Raw genomic sequence first — 19,352 nt, 5'->3', positions numbered from 1 at the left:
GATGCCAATTACGATCTATCCTGCTATTGATATGAGAGGCGGCAAATGTGTACGCCTTTTGCAAGGTGACTATAACAAAGAAACGGTTTACGGCGATTCACCATTTGATATGGCAAAGCAATTTGCAGATGATGGGGCCGAGTGGATTCACATGGTTGATCTTGACGGTGCGAGAGAAGGAAAGCGCGTGAATGATCGTCACGTTCTTGAAGTCGCAAATGGGTTATCGGCGCGAGTCCAGGTTGGCGGCGGGATTCGAACTGAAGAAGATGTCGCTTATTATCTTGAGAACGGTGTTGATCGTATTATTCTCGGTAGTAGCGCCATTTCAGATCCTGACTTCGTGAAAAGAATGCTTGAGCGTTATAAAGAAAAAATCGCGATTGGTATCGATGCAAGAGATGGGTATGTCGCTGTCGAAGGATGGTTGAAAACCTCTGAAGTCAAAGCGGTGGATCTTGGCAAAGAACTCGCTGAACACGGAGCGGAAGTTTTCATTTTCACTGATATTTCAAAGGACGGCACGCTGTCTGGGCCAAACGTTGAGGCAATTGCTAAACTTGGTGAGGCTACAGGGAAAGAAGTGATCGCTTCAGGTGGGATAAGTAATCTTGACGATGTAATTAGTCTTCAGCAAAGAAGTGATTCGATTAGCGGTGCGATCATCGGGAAAGCTCTTTATACAAATCAATTTACATTAAAACAGGCGTTGGAGGTCTAGACATGCTAACAAAGCGAATTATTCCATGTCTTGATGTAAAAGACGGCCGCGTTGTGAAAGGTATCCAATTTGTTGGTCTGAGAGACGCAGGTGATCCAGTTGAATTAGCAAGAGTGTATGATGAAGAAGGCGCTGATGAACTCGTTTTTCTAGATATATCAGCTTCTCATGAAGGAAGAGAAACGATGGTTGATGTGGTAAGACAAGTTGCAGCAGAGCTTGCCATTCCTTTCACCGTTGGTGGAGGCATTAATAAGCTTGAGGATATGAAGCGTGTACTTCGTGCCGGAGCGGATAAAGTATCCATGAATACTGCAGCAGTTCTTCGTCCGGAATTGATCCGTGAAGGCGCCGATTATTTTGGAACGCAGTGCATGGTTGTGGCGATTGACGCGAAGTGGGAAGATGAGACGAAATCATGGCGTGTGTATACGCACGGTGGTCGGACTGCGACGGATTGGGATGCAGTTGAGTGGGCAATCAAAGCACAGGAAATGGGAGCAGGAGAAATATTACTAACTAGTATGAATGCGGATGGCAGTAAAGATGGTTTTGATGTTCCTTTAACGAAAGCAGTTGGTGATGCCGTCTCAATTCCAGTGATTGCATCAGGAGGAGCAGGGTCATCAGAAGATTTTCTTGAAGTCTTCCATGATGCTTCAGCAGATGCTGCTCTTGCGGCGTCCATCTTCCATTATAAAGAAACCTCTCTATCACATGTGAAAGATTACTTAAAACAAAACGGGGTGGCGATTCGATGAATACCGAAATGATCCAATTTGATGAAAAAGGTCTAGTGCCAGCGATTGTACAGGATGCAGCAAGTAAAGAAGTTCTCACACTTGCTTATATGAACAAAGAGTCCCTTACGAAAACGATTGAAACAAAAGAAACGTGGTTTTACAGTCGCTCTCGTGAAGAACTCTGGCATAAAGGAGAGACTTCAGGTAATACGCAACAGGTATTGGATCTACGTTATGACTGCGATCAAGACGCCGTCCTTGTACTTGTGAACCCTGCGGGACCTGCCTGTCATAAAGGAACCTATTCTTGCTTCAATGATTCCTTACTTTCAGAAGAAGTAAAGCCGGACGCTGATCGCTTCGCCATACTCAATACGCTTGAAGAAGTGATTGCGAAAAGAGAAGCAGAGCGTCCTGAAGGGGCGTATACTACGTATCTCTTTAAGGAAGGTGTCGATAAAATACTGAAGAAGGTAGGAGAAGAGGCTTCTGAAGTTATTATTGCAGCGAAAAACCGCGACCACGAAGAACTTACGTGGGAATCAGCGGATCTCATTTTCCACTGGATGGTTCTGTTAAGAGAGCAGGAATGTTCGCTTGATGACGTCCTTCAAGTACTTGAGGAACGACACGCTTCGAAGTAATGAAACTTTATTCTCTTTTGATCGTAGATAAGAGTAAATTCAATTACGAGAAATGGAGAGAGGTCGTATGTTTGTAGGGTTTATGTTTGTGGGACTTGCTATTGGGCTTTTTCTCGGACAGCCAGGACCTGGTGTACTGCTTGGAATGGGAATTGGTTTTATTGCGCAAGAAATTTCAAAGCGCAAAAAAGATATGTGGAAATAAAAGCGAGCCGCGGAGCTCGTTTTTATTTTGGGCAATTGGGACAGAAAGAAACAATTTAGTTAGCTTGAGTGTGCCGCTAGCCAGGTTTTACTACTTATTTTCTTTTATGACTTCACCCTGATGTATGTTATACTTTTGAACGGATATGACTGGTAATAGAATTATTCGAAGCGAAATTATTGGGGGGAAACATGAGGAAAGAACTTCATGCTTCTTCGGAAATGAAAGGCCGACTGATTCCGTTCGTTCAGGACGGAGATTATTTTTATAAAAAGGCTATGAGAGCCTATCAGCAACGGAATTTGGATAAAGCAAAACAGCATCTTGAACGTGCGGTTAAACTTGTCCCCGAAGAAGTCGATTATATATGTCAACTTGCAGCGGTCCTGTGGGAATTAGGCGAATATGAAGCATCAAATGAATGGCTCAAATTTGTACTTGACGATCTTGATCCTGAATACTATGATTGCTACTTTTTTCTTGCGAACAATTACGCACATATGGGTCTGTTTAAACAAACGGAAGAGAATGCGCGAACTTACCTTGAACACGAACCTGACGGAGAATTTATTGAAGACGCAGAAGAGCTCGTAGATCTTATTTTATTCGAGCAGTCGGAAGATTTACCTCAGGAGATTGGTGAAGAAGAGCAGCTGATTCAAGAACATGAAGCTGCACGTAAAGCCATTGAATCCGGCCAATTTCTTGATGCCATAGATTTACTGGAGCGGATGACGGAGGTTTACTCTGAATTCTGGCCTGCCTATAACAATCTTGCGCTAGCTTATTTTTATAGCGAGCAATATGAGGAAGCTATTCAAGTACTAGATGATGTTCTGACGAAAAATGAAGGAAACTTGAATGCGGTTTGTAATCTCACGCTTTTCTATGATTTCCTTGGGCAACATGTCAAACGTGATGTCATGCTTGAACGGTTGAAGAATGTTTATCCGATTCATCCTGATCATTCATATAAGCTAGGGAGTACATTTGGATTCCTAGGTCAACATGAGCTAGCATATCACTGGCTACGTAAAGCAGAAGTAACACGACACACATGGGATGCACCATTCTATCATTGGCTGGCTGTCTCTGCTTTTCACCTCGATCGTCCTGATCTTGCGAGACGTAATTGGAAAAAAATGCAGCAAGTGGAATCATCTAATGAAATGGCGAGCCGCTATCTTGCTGAACTAGAGCAAGGGAAGCTTGATAAAAATCAGCTAAGCTATCGATCCCAGATGTCGGTCGCAGAGGAGCATGAAGCGAAACACGATTATTATTCGAGAATGACGCATCTTATGCTGCTCTATACAAGACGTGATCCTGAAGGCGCATCAATTCTGCAATCGTATTGCAGACGTAAAGATGAGCCCCTTATTGTAAAAGAACTGTCAGCTTATATTGCGCTTACGCTTTCTGATGAACCAGTTCAAATTGTAAATGAAAAAGATGAATATATGGTTTACACACAGACAGACTTCCCTGATCATGTTCTTTCAGGTATGCGTGTGATTGCTGAGCTCGAGCAGGCAGACATCAGTGACTCAGATTTGCATGAGCTAATTGCGATGATCTGGTTACCTTGTTATGTTAAGCTTTCAGAAAGTGGCAAAGCATTTCAGAATCAGAAAGCCACTGCTGCAGCCATGCTCTACATGTGGCATAAAGTTAACCAAACGGATGTGACTCAAATCGACGTAGCAAATGCGTTCGGTGTATCTGGGTCAACAGTTTATGCCTATCGTAAAAAGTTAACTCGATTACTTTAGAACACTAGGTATGATGAGCATCCTATTAGACTTTTTTCTACTAATCGGATATGATTCTAAATAAGAAACATTACTTTTTAATAATGAATATAATTAAATTACTATTAGAAACGTGAAGGAAGTGAAACAGATGAGTGAAAAAATTTATGATGTCATTATTGTCGGTGCCGGTCCTGCAGGTATGACTGCAGCTGTATACACTTCTCGTGCTAATCTCGATGTTCTTATGATTGAACGCGGGATTCCGGGCGGACAAATGGCAAATACAGAAGATGTAGAAAACTATCCAGGATTTGATAGTATTCTTGGTCCAGATCTATCTACAAAAATGTTTGAGCACGCGAAGAAATTTGGCGCTCAATATCAATATGGTGATGTAAAAGAAATTCGAGATAATGGTGATTACAAAACAGTTGTCTCCGGAAATCAAGAATTCCACGCGAAAGCCATTATTGTAACAAGCGGAGCTGAATACAAGAAAATTGGTGTACCTGGTGAAGCTGAGTACAGTGGTCGTGGCGTATCTTATTGCGCAGTTTGTGACGGGGCTTTCTTTAAAAACAAAGAACTCGTTGTTGTAGGTGGAGGAGACTCTGCTGTTGAGGAAGGTGTGTATCTTACTCGATTTGCATCTAAAGTAACGATTGTACACAGACGTGATCAGCTAAGAGCACAGAAGATTCTTCAGCAACGTGCGTTTGATAATGAAAAAATCGACTTTATCTGGAATCATACAATCAAAGAAATTCTAGGTGAAAATGGGAAAGTGAGCAAAACGCTTCTTGTGAACACTGTAACGGGCGAAGAGCGTGAATTCAGTGCAGATGGCGTCTTTATCTACATCGGTATGCTTCCATTAAATCAGGCCGTTAGCGGACTTGAGATTACAAATGAAGAAGGTTATATCGTAACAGATGAAAACATGGCGACGAAGGTTCCAGGCATCTATGCAGCTGGTGACATTCGAGACAAAATGCTTCGTCAAATCGTAACAGCTACTGGTGATGGAAGTATTGCTGCACAATCTGTTCAGCACTACATTGAATCACTAGAAGACGCTGGAAAAGAAGCGTTAGTTTAATACCAAAACGAAGCCGGGAATTTCATGATTCCCGGCTTTACATTTACCCATAAACCTTATTTCGACAGCTTTCGAGCGGTATCGGGTGGTGCCTGTCACCGCGTCATTCGCTTTTAATTTCGCTGTAACAGCGGTGAAATACAAATGGGGTAAACTATAAATAGATTTAACCCCCTTTAAATAGATTCATTCATTGGCACGGGCATATGCTCCGTGCTCTTTTTTTTGTGGAGTTGAGACGGTTCGTAACAGCTTCTCCAAACCGATCTCATTGTTCATGATAAGCAATCATAGTATACTATGTATAGAAAATCTAGAAGTCTGAGCACATAAGGCTTTCATATAAAAATCGGATAATTGAATTGAGGTGACAATTGTGCAACGTGTAACAAACTGTATTTTAAATGACGAAGCAAATGATCGAGTACTTTTACTACAAAAGCCAAGACGCGGATGGTGGGTTGCACCAGGTGGAAAAATGGAATCGGAAGAATCAATCCGTGACTCAGTGATCCGAGAGTTTCGAGAAGAGACTGGTGTCTATTTAAAGAACCCAAAACTAAAAGGCATTTTCACATTCATTATTAAAGAAAATGAAGTAACAAAATCAGAATGGATGATGTTTACGTTTCTTGCAACGGAGTACGATGGCGAGCCAGTTGAGAAATCAGATGAAGGAAAAGTCTCCTGGGTAAATACAAATGATGTTAGTGAGCTTCCAATGGCCCCAGGTGATTATCATATACTTGATTATATGATGAAGGGTCACGGCATTATTTACGGTACATTTACTTATACACCTGACTTTAAACTTCTTTCATATCGATTAGATCCGTCTTAAATAGAAGTGTCACAATAAGAGAAATTGAGAAACGGAGTGGGGAAAATGACCGATTCGATTGATAAACGCATTCATATGGTCATTATTACAGGAATGAGTGGTGCTGGTAAGACAGTGGCAATGCAGTGTTTTGAAGATATCGGCTATTTCTGTATTGATAATCTGCCACCCGCGCTCTTACCGAAGTTCGTTGAAATGGTTGACGGTTCGGAAGGGAAATTAAATAAAGTAGCACTCGTGATGGATTTGCGTGGTGGGGATTTCTTTGACCATCTCGTGGAAGCTGTTGATCACCTCGATTCACATGAGCGTCTTGATGCGGAGATTCTTTTCCTTGATTCAAAGGACTCAACACTTGTCAGGCGCTATAAAGAAACAAGACGTTCTCATCCGCTTGCACCAGAAGGTTTGCCGCTAGAAGGCATTAAGAAAGAAAGAGAAATGCTTGAAGAGCTAAAAGGGCGCTCTCAGCAAATTATTGATACGAGCGACATTAAGCCAGTTCAGCTAAGAGAAAAAATCATGGACCGATTCTCGAACAATGAGAAAGAGAACTTTGGTGTCAATGTGATGTCGTTTGGATTTAAATACGGTATTCCAATCGATGCTGATCTAGTCTTTGACATTCGTTTTCTACCAAACCCACACTATGTGGAGCATTTGCGTCCAAAAACAGGTGTGGAAGAAGAAGTCGCGAACTATGTATTTAAGTGGAAAGAAACACAAACATTTCTAGCTAAATTAATTGATATGCTTGCGTATATGCTTCCTCAATATAAACGAGAAGGGAAGAGCCAGCTCGTCATTGGGATTGGATGTACGGGTGGAAAGCATCGATCTGTTGCATTTGCAGAACACATTGGTCACCATTTCGAAACAGAGTATCGCACGAATATTACGCACAGGGATATCGAAAAAGGGAAGGGTCATAAATAATATGGATGACACTAATCTGCCAAAGGCTGTTGTCATTGGTGGAGGAACAGGCCTATCGGTACTTCTTCGTGGACTTAAAAAGTTTCCTGTCGACATTACTGCGATTGTCACTGTAGCTGACGACGGAGGAAGTTCAGGTCGATTACGTGATGAGTTTGATATACCTCCTCCAGGTGATGTACGAAATGTTATTACAGCGTTATCGGAGGTTGAACCTCTGTTAGAAGGACTTATGCAACATCGGTTTAAAAATGGGAATGGACTATCAGGTCATTCCCTTGGCAACCTAATGTTAGCCGCCATGACGGACATTACTGGTGATTTTGTAACAGGAGTTAGAGAAATGTGCCGCGTTCTTAACGTACGTGGTGAAGTTCTTCCTGCATCAAATCGAAGTATTGTTTTACATGCTGAAATGCGTGATGGTACTTTTGTTCAAGGTGAATCACAAATTCCAAAGGTAAATAAAGCAATTAAGAGGGTATTTCTTTCACCACCAGGCATCAAAGCGCTCCCCGAATCTCTACAAGCTATTCGTGAAGCTGATTTGATTGTTCTTGGGCCAGGTAGTCTATATACAAGTATTCTACCGAATTTACTTGTTCCGGGCATTGCTGAGGAAATTCAGCAGTCTAAGGCAAGGAAAGTGTATGTTTGTAACGTTATGACTCAGCTAGGTGAAACGGAAAACTATACGGCGAGTGACCACGTGCAGGCACTCATTGATCACATCGGCTATAAACTTATGGATACGATTATTGTAAATGAGGAAATGATTCCATCTTTCTATGCAAAACGTTATGCACAAGAACGAGCAGAGGTTGTGCAATATGACGAAAATCGTCTAAAGAGCTTTGGTTTTCATGTAATCAGTGATAAAATTATTCAATACGATGAGAAATATGTACGCCATGATGCGAAGGAAATATCATCGATTCTTTTATCCTTATTAGACGATAAAAGATCATGATGGGTCAGTGGGGCCCCTGCATGAAAAAGGGGGGATGGCAATGTCATTTGCTGCTGATACAAAGAAAGAATTGACGCAGTTAGAAAGTAAACCTTGCTGTGCAAGATCAGAACTAGCAGCACTTATTCGAATGAATGGATCGATCTCGTTTGGTAACAGACAGCTGATTCTAAACATTCCGACTGAACATGCTGCCATTGCAAGAAGAATTTATACGCTCATTAAGCGGATATACAACTTCGATGTTGAACTACTTGTCCGTAAAAAAATGAGGCTGAAGAAAAACAATGTATACATTGTCCGTGTCTCAGCCAAAGCAAGAGATCTCCTTGAAGATCTCGGTATAATGGATAACGCCTTTACGTTCACTAGAGTAATCTCAAAGGATTTTACCAAGAAGTCTTGTTGCAAACGTTCTTATCTAAGAGGAGCATTTCTTGCGGGGGGATCAATCAATCATCCTGAAACCTCTTATCATCTTGAGATCTTCTCAATGTACGAAGAGCATACGGAATCGCTTTGTAACTTAATGAATGAATTTGGATTAAATGCGAAAATGCTTGAGCGAAAGAAAGGGTATATCGTTTATATCAAAGAAGGCGAGAAGATTACAGAGTTCTTAAGTGTTGTCGGTGCCCATCAGGCGCTGCTCTATTTTGAGGATGTACGCATTATGAAAGACATGCGGAATTCTGTTAATCGAATCGTGAATTGCGAAACGGCTAATTTGAATAAAACGGTAGGCGCGGCTTTTCGACAGGTTGAGAATATTCGCTTCATCCAAAAGGAAGTTGGTTTAGAAATTCTTCCTGATAAGTTAAGAGAGATCGCTGAACTTCGCGTGAAGCATCAAGATGTTACACTGAAAGAACTCGGTGAGATGGTTACTGGAGGAGCTATTAGTAAATCAGGAATCAATCATAGATTACGAAAGATTGACCAGATTGCAGATAAGCTTCGTGATGGTAAACCGATCTCCTAAGCCTTTCGGACAAGTTAGAAAAAAGCTTCCACCTATAATGGTGGAAGGTTGTTTTCTAGCAGTACAATAGATAGCATGAATCTTCAAAGAAAAACCCTATTTTTCTTAATGAAAGCATTGGAAATAGCGTTTTTCTAAATTTTTCACCTTTCGAGATAGCGCTTACTTTTTTAGGTAATTTAACACTTTAGTAAATTTAAAATCGAGAGGCCACAAAATGAGCTATCATAGCTTTAGTTTGAAAGTGGCGAGTGCAAGGGAAACTGGTATAGCGCTTCTGGTGTTCTGATCGACTGTTTTAAATAAGGGGAGGAATGAACAAGTGATTCAAAAAGAAGTTGTGGTTACTTTGGATACAGGATTACAGGCACGTCCAGCAGCTCTGTTTGTACAGGAAGCAAACCGATTTAACTCGGATATCTTCCTTGAGAAGGACGGTAAAAAAGTTAATGCCAAAAGCATCATGGGCATCATGAGCCTTGCTGTTGGTACTGGTTCTTCTGTTATTTTAACTGTTGATGGTAATGATGAAGAAGATGCGATGTCTTCATTAATTGATTTTATTCAAAAAGATTAGCAAAACCTGGCTGTGTGCCAGTTTTTTGTTTTGCATTAAATTGTTAACGTTGCGAAACATTCTTAAGAGAATAGAGTTATAGAGAGTGGGATCATCCATTGTGGTTCATTGGCTGCTCAAATAGCAGATGGTTCAAAAACAACGCCTATTCTAAGAAAGAAAAAGCCTTTCCCAACAATGTAGGGAAAGGCTTTTTAGGGTCTATCTTATGCTTTCTTTTCCATTACTTCATCAATCAAGCCGTATTCTTTCGCTTCAGTCGCTTCCATGAAACGGTCACGATCTGTGTCGCGATCGATTGTTTCAAGTGGTTGACCTGTGCGCTCAGAAAGAATTTTGTTTAGCTTCTCGCGCATTTGGATGATGCGTTTTGCGTGAATTTCAATGTCAGAAGCCTGACCTTGAGTACCACCGAGCGGTTGGTGAATCATTACTTCACTGTTTGGTAGAGCATAGCGCTTACCAGGTTCACCAGCAGCAAGTAGGAAGGCACCCATTGAAGCAGCCATACCGATGCAGATTGTTGATACTTTTGGCTTAATGAATTGCATAGTATCGTAAATCGCCATACCTGCAGTGATTGAACCACCAGGGCTGTTGATATAAAGTGAGATGTCTTTATCTGGGTCTTCAGCAGCAAGGAAAAGAAGTTGTGCAACGACTGCGTTTGATACGTTGTCGTCAATTGCTGTTCCTAGCATAATAATACGGTCCTTAAGAAGACGAGAATAAATGTCGTACGCTCTCTCACCGCGGTTTGTTTGTTCAATTACCGTTGGAATTAAAACCATTTTAAATTCCTCCCTTATATTTGTGGAATATGTAGTTGCTGTATGTTCATCATACCTAAAAGGTCAGTATAGGTCAAATAAAGTGCTGTCCTATTTTTTAAACGATGAAAAGGGTTTGATTTTTCTTTAACCACATACACCCATTTTCCCCGCATCCCTTTATTTTAAACAGAGCGAATGTTCCTTTTTTTTAATCGATCGTCTGCTAAAAAGTAGGCTAAAATTCGTCTTTCTACCTGATTACGTATTTGAATGGAAGAATAGCGGTATGTTTGATTGTAACCTCGACAATATACTTTGCAAATCACAACATCTTCTTTCGTATCTTCTATATAGACGCGGATTCCTCTATCATGAAGCATTGCTTTTGCCCATTTTAAGTCAGAGGAGGCTAACGTTATAGCGGCATGAATTAGTTCCAGATAAGGGCGCGGAAGTTTCATTTTCGAATGGTTCACCCATTTCGTGTCAATTTCCAGCACTCTTTTCAGGTAAGGAAGTAAGAGGTAGTTTCTTAATGCCTTCGTTTCTTCTTTACTTAATTGGAACATGATCATCCCCACCTAACAGAACATATGTTTGGTATAACTTTACTATGAGACAGGTGAGACGTCAAGAACTGAAGCGATACCTTTTCTATGATATGAATGAAATGTTTGGATAATAGCTTTGGCCAATATTGTTAATATCTCACCGTTCACCAGAGCAAAAAAGCAACAGCGTTCATTAACATGGTATAGATAAAATGCTCTTATACACTATTGATTACTCATTGATCGTCACTTGGAAGCTATGAAATTCACCTTGCAAAAAAAGGGGGCATATCGTATAATAATCCTTGCGCTAATGAAGCGCGCCCGTAGCTCAGTCGGATAGAGCGGTGGTTTCCGGTACCGCGTCAGTCGGGGGTTCGAATCCCTCCGGGCGCACCAAATACATAATTCCAATCCCTTTCGCTAGTGTGAAGGGGATTTTTTTATGATAAATGTCATCTTTGTTCGCTTAGATCCAGGGAATGAATAGTATCCTTCATTTTGAACAGAAAAAAAAGAAGAGTAGAACTCGTCCACTCTTCTTGCGATCAGTCTTACCTTCTAACAGGGCTTATCTTTGTCATCGTCATGTCCTTTGCTGATTGCTCCACTCATCGTGTGTTTGAAGCCTGAGTGCATTCCAGTAGCGCATAGTCCAAGCCATAATCCTATAAAGAAGGCTTTTTTGAAGTCTTCCGGTTCAACATAAATGTGGCTCATTACAATTCCGATTCCAATGGAAAGAATCGGTAAGAACCTTACCGGAAAACCAAACACCTTAAAAAGGTGTACAACTCCAATGATGACTGGAAGCAAAGCAATTCCATATACAGCTAAATCCATGGCATTTGCCTCCTTTTTCTCTCTCTATAAGACAGTTTATGTAGAAATTTGACTAAGGGACGGGCTATTTCATCATTTTCTTTAAAAATGGTGTCAAAATCCCCTTTTAAAAAACAGAAAATTCTGGTCATTTTCATTTTTTTCATACCATAAAATGAAGCGATATAGTATGATGAAGGTGGAGGGATTGCGATGGAATTAGGATTGATACAAAAGCAGACAACGAAATTAGTCATGACAACCCAGTTGCATCAAGCGATTTCTATACTCCAATATTCTACGGTCGAATTACTGGAGTACGTGAAAGAACAGGCTCTTGAAAATCCATTAATTGAATTACACTCCCCTTCATGGGATGGTGGCGTTCGTTCTTCAAAACGCTCTTATGATACGGGGCTTAAAAAAGATCCACTCGAATACGCTGAAACAAGAAAAAGTTTGCATGATGAGTTACACGATCAGGCGAGGTGTCTACACTTTCCACGTAAAAGGGAAGCCGTTGTGCATTATTTAATTGATAATATTGATGAAAGTGGTTACTTAAGAATAAATGAGACGGAGGTAATGAATTACTTTAATGTCGAGCACTTTGAGATCACTGAAGCCATTAGAGAGATTCAATTACTTGACCCACCAGGTATAGGGGCGCGCTCACTTTCCGAATGTCTCTTTTTACAGTTAAATGAGTCGGGAGAAATTTTCGAGCTTGCTCGAGATCTTGTTTCCTATCATTTGAAAGCGCTAGCAGAAAAGAAATATCGTGAACTCTCGAGAGAATTTCATGTTCCTGTGGAGCAGATACAGCGGGCTGCGGATATAGTAGCTGATCTCGATCCTCGTCCAGGATCAAAGTGGGGTATTGATAAACCATCCTACATTGTTCCAGATGTCATGATAGAAGAGAAAAATGGTAGATTCTCTATTGCATTACTTGATGACGATTTACCAGCAATGAAAGTGAGCAACGCCTACCGTTCTTTTAAAAATAACGAAGCGGAAGAGTATCTAAAGGATAAATATCAGCAAGTCAGCTGGTTATTAAAAAGTATTGAGCAAAGAAAGCAAACGCTTCGAGCAATAATGGGCGTTTTTATTGTTCACCAACAAAATTTTTTGAGAAATGGGATTAGTGAGCTTTCACCAATAACCTTGAGGGAAGTAGCGATGGAAGCAGATGTCCACGAGTCCACGGTAAGTCGAGCGATTAAAAGCAAATACGTTCAAACGCCACATGGTCTTTTCGCCTTAAAGGACTTATTTACTTCCAAACTGTCTAGTGAGTCTGGAGAAGCTGCTTCTTCCTCTAGTGTAAAGCTATTCATTAAGGAACTTGTGGAGAACGAGAATAAGATGAAACCATTATCAGATCAAAAGATTGTAGAAGCTCTTCATATCCAGAAAGGGATTGAAGTATCGAGGCGTACGATTGCAAAGTATCGAGATGAGTTAAAGATCTTAAGCTCATCGAAACGAAAACGATTTTCGTAGCGGCTACACTAGTCGCTTTTTTTTTTTTTGCGTTCGAAAGGCTGTCTGAGTAAACTAGTAAAGTAATGAAGGGAGGTTTAACGTGTGGAAAAATCGGTTATTTTATATTCGAAAGAGACATGCCCACTTTGTGATGAAGCATATGAACTACTTCTTGAGCTTCAGGAAGAGGAAATGTTCTCTCTTCAGATAGTTGATATTTATAAGGATGAGGCACTGTTAGAAAAGTTTATGCTGATGATCCCCGTCGTTGAAATCGATGAGGAAGTAGTGGATTATGGTCGCATTTCAAAAAAATCGATAAGAAAACGCTTACTTTAAAGATTTCAGTATAACATAGTTGCCCATACTTTTGGCAACTGCTACAATGAAAATTGTAAGAAGTTCTTTTTGATCCAGGTGGGACTAAAAATGTCTAAGCGGGACATAATACGTCTCGAGGAAAAGAAGAACAGCAGGGGAGACGAATTATGCGCTCATTATTGTCACTTCAACAAAAATTATTGCCGGACATGTTAGATGTTATGAATAAGCGCTTTCGGGTATTAAGACAGTTGAGGCTAATGCAGCCAATTGGCCGTAGAAGTCTTGCGAACAGTCTGGGTATAACCGAACGAGTTCTCAGAAGCGAAGTCACTTTCTTTAAAGATCAGGGGCTCCTACATATGTCTGTACAAGGTATGCAACTGACGGAGGAAGGCGAACAGCTACTTCTTGAGCTTGAACCGGTTATGGATGAAGTTTCCGGGCTCGATAATCTCGAGAAACGCTTGAAAGATAAACTTGGCATTCCGGAAGTATTTATTGTCCCTGGTGATAGTGATGTGACCCCCTGGGTAAAGAAAGAAATGGGCAGAGCCGCTGTGGGACGCTTGAAAAAGTTTCAGCTAAAAGATAGAGTGATTGCTGTAACAGGCGGTACCACGCTCGCAGGTGTGGCTGATATGATGATTCCTTCCTCAGATATGGAAGGGACGCTGTTTGTTCCGGCTCGAGGGGGCCTAGGAGAACAGGTTGAAAATCAGGCCAACACAATTTGTGCGAAAATGGCAAGAAAAGCCCATACTGACTACCGTTTGCTTCATGTTCCAGATCAATTGAGCGAAGAAGCATACCAATCCCTTATTGAAGAGCCTGGCGTGAAAGATATCCTTGAGATTATCAAGTCTGCCGGTATTGTGGTTCATGGGATTGGGGAAGCTAGAACGATGGCGCAAAGGCGTAAATCTACGCTTGATGTTATTAATAAGATTGAGCGTGAGGATGCTGTCGCTGAAGCGTTCGGGTATTACTTCAATCAGTCTGGTGAAGTCGTTCATAAAGTGAAAACGATCGGACTGCAGCTCGAAGATTTAGAGCGAAGTGAACTAGTCATTGCGGTAGCCGGCGGCCGTTCGAAAGCAAAAGCCATCGAAGCCTATCTTAAGACGGGGATTCAAAGTATCCTTGTGACTGATGAAGGCGCCGCTAAAGCGTTATTAGAGGGAGATTCCCTTTATTAAATAAACCACACCTCGGGAAACGAGGAAATTCAAGGAGGAACTACACAATGGCAACAAAAGTAGGTATTAACGGTTTTGGACGTATTGGACGTAACGTATTCCGTGCAGCATTAAACAACCCTGGTGTTGATATTGTAGCTGTAAACGATCTTACAGATGCAAACATGCTTGCACACCTTCTAAAATACGATTCCGTACATGGAGAACTTAATGTTGAAGTAGAAGTTAACGGCGAGAACCTTGTAGTTAACGGAACTGAAATCACTGTTCTTTCTGAGCGCGACCCAGCACAACTTGGATGGGGAGATCTTGGTGTTGAAGTGGTAATCGAATCCACTGGACGTTTCACAAACCGTGACGATGCTGCGAAGCACCTTGAAGCAGGAGCTAAGAAAGTTGTCATCTCCGCACCAGCTAAAGACGAAGATATTACAGTTGTTCTAGGTGTTAACGAAGACAAGTACGATGCAGCTAGCCACCACGTAATCTCAAACGCATCTTGTACGACAAACTGTCTTGCACCAGTTGCTAAAGTATTGAACGACAAGTTCGGTATTAAGCGTGGTCTAATGACTACAACTCACTCTTATACAAACGATCAGCAAATTCTTGATCTTCCACATAAAGACTACCGTCGTGCTCGTGCGGCAGCTGAAAATATCATCCCAACATCTACAGGCGCTGCTAAAGCAGTATCTCTTGTACTTCCAGAGCTTGATGGTAAGTTGAATGGTATGGCTATGCGCGTACCTACACCTAACGTATCAATCGTTGACCTTGTAGCTGAACTTGATCAAGACGTTTCAGTTGACGAAGTAAACGCTGCTCTTAAAGAAGCTGCTGAAGGCGACCTTAAAGGATACCTTGGTTATAGCGACGAGCCACTAGTATCAAAAGACTACAACGGTAACCCGAACTCTTCAATCGTAGATGGTCTTTCTACAATGGGTATCGATGGAAACATGGTTAAAGTTATCTCTTGGTACGACAACGAGTGGGGCTATTCTAACCGTGTAGTAGATCTAGTCGACTACATCGCTGCAAAAGGGCTATAATAAGAATTGTTAATAGAGGAGGAGGAAGTCTTGAGCCTTCCTCCTTTTCCATTGTCATTACTAACGATATAGCTATATTTAAAAGGTGGTATAAACGACCTTTTAAAACTTTATGCAGAGGAGGACATGCGTGATGAACAAAAAGTCAATTCGTGATGTCGAGTTAAAAGGCAAAAAGGTATTTTGTCGCGTTGATTTCAATGTACCTATGGATAATGGAAAGGTAACAGATGAAACGCGCATTAAAGCAGCACTTCCAACGATTCAGCATTTGGCTGATCAAGGAGCAAAAGTCATCCTTGCAAGCCATCTTGGTCGTCCTAAAGGTGAAGCTGTTGATGAGTTACGTCTTGATCCGGTTGCAGACCGTTTAAGCGACCTCATTGGCAAAACAGTAACAAAAACTGATGCAGTCTATGGTGAAGAAGTAGACCGTGCGATTGCAGGTCTTGAAGATGGCGACCTTCTTCTTATTGAGAATGTTCGTTTTGAAGCTGGAGAAGAGAAGAATGATGAAGAACTTGCGAAGAAATTTGCTGCAATGGCAGATCTTTACGTAAATGATGCTTTTGGAGCTGCACACCGTGCTCACGCTTCAACAGAAGGCATCGCTCATCATATTCCTGCTGTAGCTGGTTTTCTTATGGAAAAAGAACTTGAAGTTCTCGGAAGCGCGCTAACGGAGCCTTCTCGTCCATTTACTGCAATTATCGGTGGAGCGAAAGTAAAAGACAAAATCGGTGTGATTGATCATCTACTAGATAAAGTGGACAACTTGATCATCGGTGGTGGACTTGCTTATACATTCGTAAAAGCGCTTGGCCATGAGATCGGTCTTTCTCTTCTTGAAGAAGACAAAATTGAGCTTGCGAAAACATTCATGGATAAAGCGAAAGAAAAAGGCGTTAATTTCTATATGCCAGAAGACGTTGTTATTGGCGACGATTTCTCAAATGATGCAAACACGAAAATTGTAAACATCGAAGAAATTCCTTCTGACTGGGAAGCGCTTGATATTGGACCAAAAACAAGAGAAACGTACAGCAAAGTTGTTGCTGATTCCAAGCTAGTTATCTGGAACGGCCCTATGGGTGTATTCGAACTAGATGTTTACGCTAATGGAACAAAAGCAGTAGCAGAAGCACTTGCTAATGCAAATGATACGTATTCTGTTATTGGTGGCGGTGACTCTGCAGCAGCGGTTGAGAAATTCGGCTATGCTGATCAAATGAGCCATATCTCTACTGGTGGCGGTGCTTCACTTGAGTTTATGGAAGGTAAAGAACTTCCTGGCGTTGTCGCACTTAACGACAAATAAAATACTTATGACTTAAATTTATAAAGGGATGGTGAGTGAACATGCGCAAACCAATCATCGCAGGTAACTGGAAGATGAACAAAACACTTACGGAAACAAAAAGCTTTGTTGACGAAGTGAAAGGACTTATTCCTAATGGCGATCGCGTAGATTCCGTTGTCTGTGCTCCTGCTCTTTTCCTTGATTATTTAACGGATGAGCTAGAAGGAACAGCACTTCAAGTAGGTGCTCAAAACATGCACTTTGAAGAAAATGGCGCGTTTACAGGTGAAATCAGCCCTGTCGCACTTAACGATCTTGGAGTAGGCTATGTTATTCTTGGTCACTCTGAACGCCGTGAGCTATTTGGTGAAACGGACGAAATCGTTAACCAGAAAACTCATTCAGCGTTTAAACATAACCTAACACCGATCATCTGTGTTGGTGAAACGCTTGAACAGCGTGAAAGCAACGTAACAGAAGATGTCGTTAAAGGACAAGTTCAAAAGGCAATCGCTGGTCTTACAAATGAACAGGTAGCTCAATCTGTCATCGCATATGAGCCGATCTGGGCAATTGGAACTGGCAAAACAGCAACAAGCGATCAAGCAAATGATGTATGTGCATTTATCCGCGGCGTCCTTAAAGACGAAACGTCTGACGAAACAGCTAATGCGGTCCGTATCCAATATGGCGGCAGTGTGAAACCTGGTAACATTGACGAGCTTATGGGTAAATCCGACATTGATGGAGCTTTAGTCGGCGGCGCGAGTCTTGATGCGAAATCTTTCCTTCAGCTTTTGGAGGCTGGTCAGAATGCCTAAAAAGCCAGAAGCTTTAATCATCTTAGATGGTTTCGGCCTTAGAGATGAAGAAAAAGGAAATGCCGTAGCTCACGCGAAAAAACCGAATTTTGACCGTTACTGGAACCAATATCCACACGCTACCCTACAAGCGAGTGGTAAAGCAGTTGGTCTTCCAGACGGACAAATGGGTAACTCAGAAGTTGGCCACTTGAATATCGGTGCAGGACGCATTGTTTATCAAAGCTTAACAAGAGTAAATCTTGCAATTGAAGAAGGCGACTTCTTCGAGAACGAAACATTTCTAGAGGCTATTGACCATGCGAAGAAAAAAGGGACAAGCCTACACTTGTTCGGACTTCTTTCTGACGGTGGTATTCATAGTCACATTAAACATCTTTTCGCTCTTCTTGAACTTGCTGCTAAGCAAGGTTTAGAAGATGTCTATGTTCACGGTTTCCTTGATGGTCGTGATGTTGGCCAACAATCTGCGAAAACCTACATTCAGCAGTTAGAGGAAAAAATGGAAGAAGTCGGAGTAGGTCGTCTTGCGACTCTCTCAGGACGTTATTATTCCATGGACCGCGACAAGCGTTGGGATCGCGTAGAGAAGTCTTACCGTGCCCTGGCATACGGTGAAGGCCCTTCTTACAAAGATCCAAATGAGTTAATTGATGATAATTACAAGAATGAAATCTATGATGAATTCGTTCTTCCTTCCGTTATGACAGAAGAAGACGGTTCACCGATTGCGACGGTAGATGATGAGGATGCAGTAATCTTCTTTAACTTCCGTCCTGACCGAGCAATCCAGATTTCACAAGTCTTTACGAATGATGATTTCCGCGGTTTCGATCGTGGGGAAGAACGTCCGAAAGATCTTCACTTTGTCTCACTCACTCGTTTTAGTGAAACAGTTGGAGGGGACGTTGCTTTCAAACCAACAAACCTTGATAACACTCTTGGTGAAGTACTAGCTCAGCAGGACTACAAGCAGCTGCGTATTGCTGAGACAGAGAAATACCCACACGTTACTTTCTTCTTTAGCGGTGGACGCGAAGAAGAGTTTCCTGGGGAAGAGCGCATTCTTATCGACTCTCCGAAGGTTGCAACCTATGACTTGAAGCCGGAGATGAGTGCCTACGAAGTAACGGACGCGTTACTGAAAGAGCTCGATGCCGATAAGCACGATGCGATTATCTTGAACTTTGCTAACCCTGACATGGTAGGGCATTCCGGAATGCTTGAACCGACAGTCAAAGCGATTGAAGCTGTTGACGAATGTCTTGGTAAGATCGTTGATAAAATTTTAGAAAAAGGCGGAAATGCGATTATTACCGCTGACCACGGGAACTCTGATGAAGTCACGACGCTTGATGGCGATGCGATGACTGCTCATACAACGAATCCTGTACCTGTTATTGTTACTAAAGACGGTGCTGAGCTTCGTACAGACGGAATTCTTGCGGACCTTTCACCAACCCTTCTTGATTTGCTTGGCGGCAAGCAACCGAAGGAAATGACAGGAAAATCATTAATTAAATAACTTACATTTAAAGGAGATGACA

At 41.7% G+C, this 19,352-nt stretch carries 21 protein-coding genes and 1 tRNA gene; 19 read left to right on the top strand and 3 right to left on the bottom strand.

Annotation, left to right across the window (positions count from 1 at the left end; translation table 11 throughout):
* The first annotated feature begins 1 nt into the window (after window position 1).
* The 11 genes from hisA (at window position 2) to AC0VYJ_RS18450 (ending at window position 9,472) form a co-directional block, all read left to right on the top strand.
* Window positions 2–721: a 1-(5-phosphoribosyl)-5-[(5-phosphoribosylamino)methylideneamino]imidazole-4-carboxamide isomerase gene (gene hisA, locus AC0VYJ_RS18500; protein ID WP_475365846.1), complete on the top strand. Its 720-nt coding sequence runs from the start codon at window positions 2–4 to the stop codon at window positions 719–721.
* Window positions 722–723: 2 nt separating this feature from the next.
* Complete coding sequence (gene hisF, locus AC0VYJ_RS18495) at window positions 724–1,482, top strand: imidazole glycerol phosphate synthase subunit HisF (protein WP_475365845.1); 759 nt, start codon at window positions 724–726, stop codon at window positions 1,480–1,482.
* Window positions 1,479–2,108: a bifunctional phosphoribosyl-AMP cyclohydrolase/phosphoribosyl-ATP diphosphatase HisIE gene (gene hisIE, locus AC0VYJ_RS18490; RefSeq protein WP_194218778.1), complete on the top strand. Its 630-nt coding sequence runs from the start codon at window positions 1,479–1,481 to the stop codon at window positions 2,106–2,108. Before hisF ends, hisIE begins: the two co-directional genes overlap by 4 nt.
* A gap of 67 nt (window positions 2,109–2,175) precedes the next feature.
* A complete protein-coding gene (locus tag AC0VYJ_RS18485; RefSeq protein WP_165994973.1) occupies window positions 2,176–2,313 on the top strand; it encodes a hypothetical protein in 138 nt (45 codons plus the stop codon).
* A gap of 191 nt (window positions 2,314–2,504) precedes the next feature.
* Window positions 2,505–4,085: a tetratricopeptide repeat protein gene (locus AC0VYJ_RS18480; protein WP_475365844.1), complete on the top strand. Its 1,581-nt coding sequence runs from the start codon at window positions 2,505–2,507 to the stop codon at window positions 4,083–4,085.
* Between the two features lie 121 nt (window positions 4,086–4,206).
* On the top strand, window positions 4,207–5,166 hold the full coding sequence (gene trxB / locus AC0VYJ_RS18475) for a thioredoxin-disulfide reductase (protein ID WP_276511794.1): 960 nt from the start codon (window positions 4,207–4,209) through the stop codon (window positions 5,164–5,166).
* A 367-nt stretch (window positions 5,167–5,533) separates the two neighbouring features.
* Window positions 5,534–6,007 carry an 8-oxo-dGTP diphosphatase gene (locus AC0VYJ_RS18470; RefSeq protein WP_408962562.1) on the top strand — a complete coding sequence of 158 codons (474 nt, stop codon included), beginning with the start codon at window positions 5,534–5,536 and terminating at the stop codon, window positions 6,005–6,007.
* 45 nt (window positions 6,008–6,052) lie between these two features.
* Window positions 6,053–6,943 carry an RNase adapter RapZ gene (rapZ, locus tag AC0VYJ_RS18465; protein ID WP_194218782.1) on the top strand — a complete coding sequence of 297 codons (891 nt, stop codon included), beginning with the start codon at window positions 6,053–6,055 and terminating at the stop codon, window positions 6,941–6,943.
* Window position 6,944: 1 nt separating this feature from the next.
* Window positions 6,945–7,913, top strand: a complete 969-nt coding sequence (locus AC0VYJ_RS18460) for a gluconeogenesis factor YvcK family protein (RefSeq protein ID WP_226615241.1) — start codon at window positions 6,945–6,947, stop codon at window positions 7,911–7,913.
* Between the two features lie 40 nt (window positions 7,914–7,953).
* The gene (gene whiA, locus AC0VYJ_RS18455; RefSeq protein WP_194218784.1) at window positions 7,954–8,895 is read left to right on the top strand and encodes a DNA-binding protein WhiA; all 942 of its coding nucleotides are present in this window, start codon (window positions 7,954–7,956) and stop codon (window positions 8,893–8,895) included.
* A gap of 322 nt (window positions 8,896–9,217) precedes the next feature.
* Window positions 9,218–9,472 (top strand): HPr family phosphocarrier protein, encoded by a 255-nt coding sequence (locus AC0VYJ_RS18450; RefSeq protein WP_430244900.1) that lies wholly within the window; start codon window positions 9,218–9,220, stop codon window positions 9,470–9,472.
* Between the two features lie 206 nt (window positions 9,473–9,678).
* On the opposite strand, the gene clpP is transcribed toward AC0VYJ_RS18450, so the two are convergent.
* Window positions 9,679–10,263 (bottom strand): ATP-dependent Clp endopeptidase proteolytic subunit ClpP, encoded by a 585-nt coding sequence (gene clpP, locus AC0VYJ_RS18445; RefSeq protein ID WP_098445023.1) that lies wholly within the window; start codon window positions 10,261–10,263, stop codon window positions 9,679–9,681.
* Between the two features lie 164 nt (window positions 10,264–10,427).
* On the bottom strand, window positions 10,428–10,814 hold the full coding sequence (locus AC0VYJ_RS18440) for a YhjD family protein (protein WP_475365843.1): 387 nt from the start codon (window positions 10,812–10,814) through the stop codon (window positions 10,428–10,430).
* A gap of 302 nt (window positions 10,815–11,116) precedes the next feature.
* Here AC0VYJ_RS18440 and AC0VYJ_RS18435 point away from each other — a divergent pair.
* A tRNA-Arg gene (locus tag AC0VYJ_RS18435) sits at window positions 11,117–11,195 on the top strand.
* A 162-nt stretch (window positions 11,196–11,357) separates the two neighbouring features.
* Here the strand turns inward: AC0VYJ_RS18435 and AC0VYJ_RS18430 are convergent.
* Window positions 11,358–11,639 carry a hypothetical protein gene (locus AC0VYJ_RS18430; RefSeq protein WP_283153603.1) on the bottom strand — a complete coding sequence of 94 codons (282 nt, stop codon included), beginning with the start codon at window positions 11,637–11,639 and terminating at the stop codon, window positions 11,358–11,360.
* Window positions 11,640–11,831: 192 nt separating this feature from the next.
* Here AC0VYJ_RS18430 and rpoN point away from each other — a divergent pair, with 192 nt between their 5' ends.
* From rpoN to gpmI, 7 genes are all read left to right on the top strand, one after another.
* A complete protein-coding gene (rpoN, locus tag AC0VYJ_RS18425; protein WP_475365842.1) occupies window positions 11,832–13,127 on the top strand; it encodes an RNA polymerase factor sigma-54 in 1,296 nt (431 codons plus the stop codon).
* 84 nt (window positions 13,128–13,211) lie between these two features.
* Window positions 13,212–13,448 (top strand): glutaredoxin family protein, encoded by a 237-nt coding sequence (locus tag AC0VYJ_RS18420; protein ID WP_430244894.1) that lies wholly within the window; start codon window positions 13,212–13,214, stop codon window positions 13,446–13,448.
* A gap of 149 nt (window positions 13,449–13,597) precedes the next feature.
* The gene (locus AC0VYJ_RS18415; RefSeq protein WP_475365841.1) at window positions 13,598–14,629 is read left to right on the top strand and encodes a sugar-binding transcriptional regulator; all 1,032 of its coding nucleotides are present in this window, start codon (window positions 13,598–13,600) and stop codon (window positions 14,627–14,629) included.
* Between the two features lie 47 nt (window positions 14,630–14,676).
* On the top strand, window positions 14,677–15,684 hold the full coding sequence (gene gap / locus AC0VYJ_RS18410; protein WP_404683297.1) for a type I glyceraldehyde-3-phosphate dehydrogenase: 1,008 nt from the start codon (window positions 14,677–14,679) through the stop codon (window positions 15,682–15,684).
* 133 nt (window positions 15,685–15,817) lie between these two features.
* Window positions 15,818–17,002, top strand: coding sequence for a phosphoglycerate kinase (locus tag AC0VYJ_RS18405; protein WP_475365840.1), 1,185 nt, complete (start codon window positions 15,818–15,820; stop codon window positions 17,000–17,002).
* A 41-nt stretch (window positions 17,003–17,043) separates the two neighbouring features.
* Entirely contained in the window at window positions 17,044–17,805 is a 762-nt protein-coding gene (gene tpiA, locus AC0VYJ_RS18400; RefSeq protein WP_194218792.1) for a triose-phosphate isomerase, read from the top strand.
* Window positions 17,798–19,330, top strand: coding sequence for a 2,3-bisphosphoglycerate-independent phosphoglycerate mutase (gene gpmI / locus AC0VYJ_RS18395; protein ID WP_194218793.1), 1,533 nt, complete (start codon window positions 17,798–17,800; stop codon window positions 19,328–19,330). Before tpiA ends, gpmI begins: the two co-directional genes overlap by 8 nt.
* The last annotated feature ends 22 nt before the right edge of the window (window positions 19,331–19,352 follow it).

The organism is Anaerobacillus sp. 63XJN7_5_ISO-PGPR-S23-430 (assembly GCF_056173695.1).
This window is presented reverse-complemented; position numbering and strand designations above follow the sequence as displayed.

Excerpts from the sequence above, each read along its gene's own strand:
- whiA (WP_194218784.1), top strand. The coding sequence starts at position 7,954 with ATGTCATTTGCTGCTGATACAAAGAAAGAATTGACGCAGTTAGAAAGT.
- gpmI (WP_194218793.1), top strand. The coding sequence starts at position 17,798 with ATGCCTAAAAAGCCAGAAGCTTTAATCATCTTAGATGGTTTCGGCCTT.
- rapZ (WP_194218782.1), top strand. The coding sequence starts at position 6,053 with ATGACCGATTCGATTGATAAACGCATTCATATGGTCATTATTACAGGA.
- tpiA (WP_194218792.1), top strand. The coding sequence starts at position 17,044 with ATGCGCAAACCAATCATCGCAGGTAACTGGAAGATGAACAAAACACTT.
- rpoN (WP_475365842.1), top strand. The coding sequence starts at position 11,832 with ATGGAATTAGGATTGATACAAAAGCAGACAACGAAATTAGTCATGACA.
- AC0VYJ_RS18480 (WP_475365844.1), top strand. The coding sequence starts at position 2,505 with ATGAGGAAAGAACTTCATGCTTCTTCGGAAATGAAAGGCCGACTGATT.
- hisA (WP_475365846.1), top strand. The coding sequence starts at position 2 with ATGCCAATTACGATCTATCCTGCTATTGATATGAGAGGCGGCAAATGT.
- AC0VYJ_RS18430 (WP_283153603.1), bottom strand. The coding sequence starts at position 11,639 with ATGGATTTAGCTGTATATGGAATTGCTTTGCTTCCAGTCATCATTGGA.
- gap (WP_404683297.1), top strand. The coding sequence starts at position 14,677 with ATGGCAACAAAAGTAGGTATTAACGGTTTTGGACGTATTGGACGTAAC.
- AC0VYJ_RS18405 (WP_475365840.1), top strand. The coding sequence starts at position 15,818 with ATGAACAAAAAGTCAATTCGTGATGTCGAGTTAAAAGGCAAAAAGGTA.
- clpP (WP_098445023.1), bottom strand. The coding sequence starts at position 10,263 with ATGGTTTTAATTCCAACGGTAATTGAACAAACAAACCGCGGTGAGAGA.
- AC0VYJ_RS18460 (WP_226615241.1), top strand. The coding sequence starts at position 6,945 with ATGGATGACACTAATCTGCCAAAGGCTGTTGTCATTGGTGGAGGAACA.
- AC0VYJ_RS18415 (WP_475365841.1), top strand. The coding sequence starts at position 13,598 with ATGCGCTCATTATTGTCACTTCAACAAAAATTATTGCCGGACATGTTA.
- AC0VYJ_RS18485 (WP_165994973.1), top strand. The coding sequence starts at position 2,176 with ATGTTTGTAGGGTTTATGTTTGTGGGACTTGCTATTGGGCTTTTTCTC.
- hisIE (WP_194218778.1), top strand. The coding sequence starts at position 1,479 with ATGAATACCGAAATGATCCAATTTGATGAAAAAGGTCTAGTGCCAGCG.
- hisF (WP_475365845.1), top strand. The coding sequence starts at position 724 with ATGCTAACAAAGCGAATTATTCCATGTCTTGATGTAAAAGACGGCCGC.
- AC0VYJ_RS18440 (WP_475365843.1), bottom strand. The coding sequence starts at position 10,814 with ATGTTCCAATTAAGTAAAGAAGAAACGAAGGCATTAAGAAACTACCTC.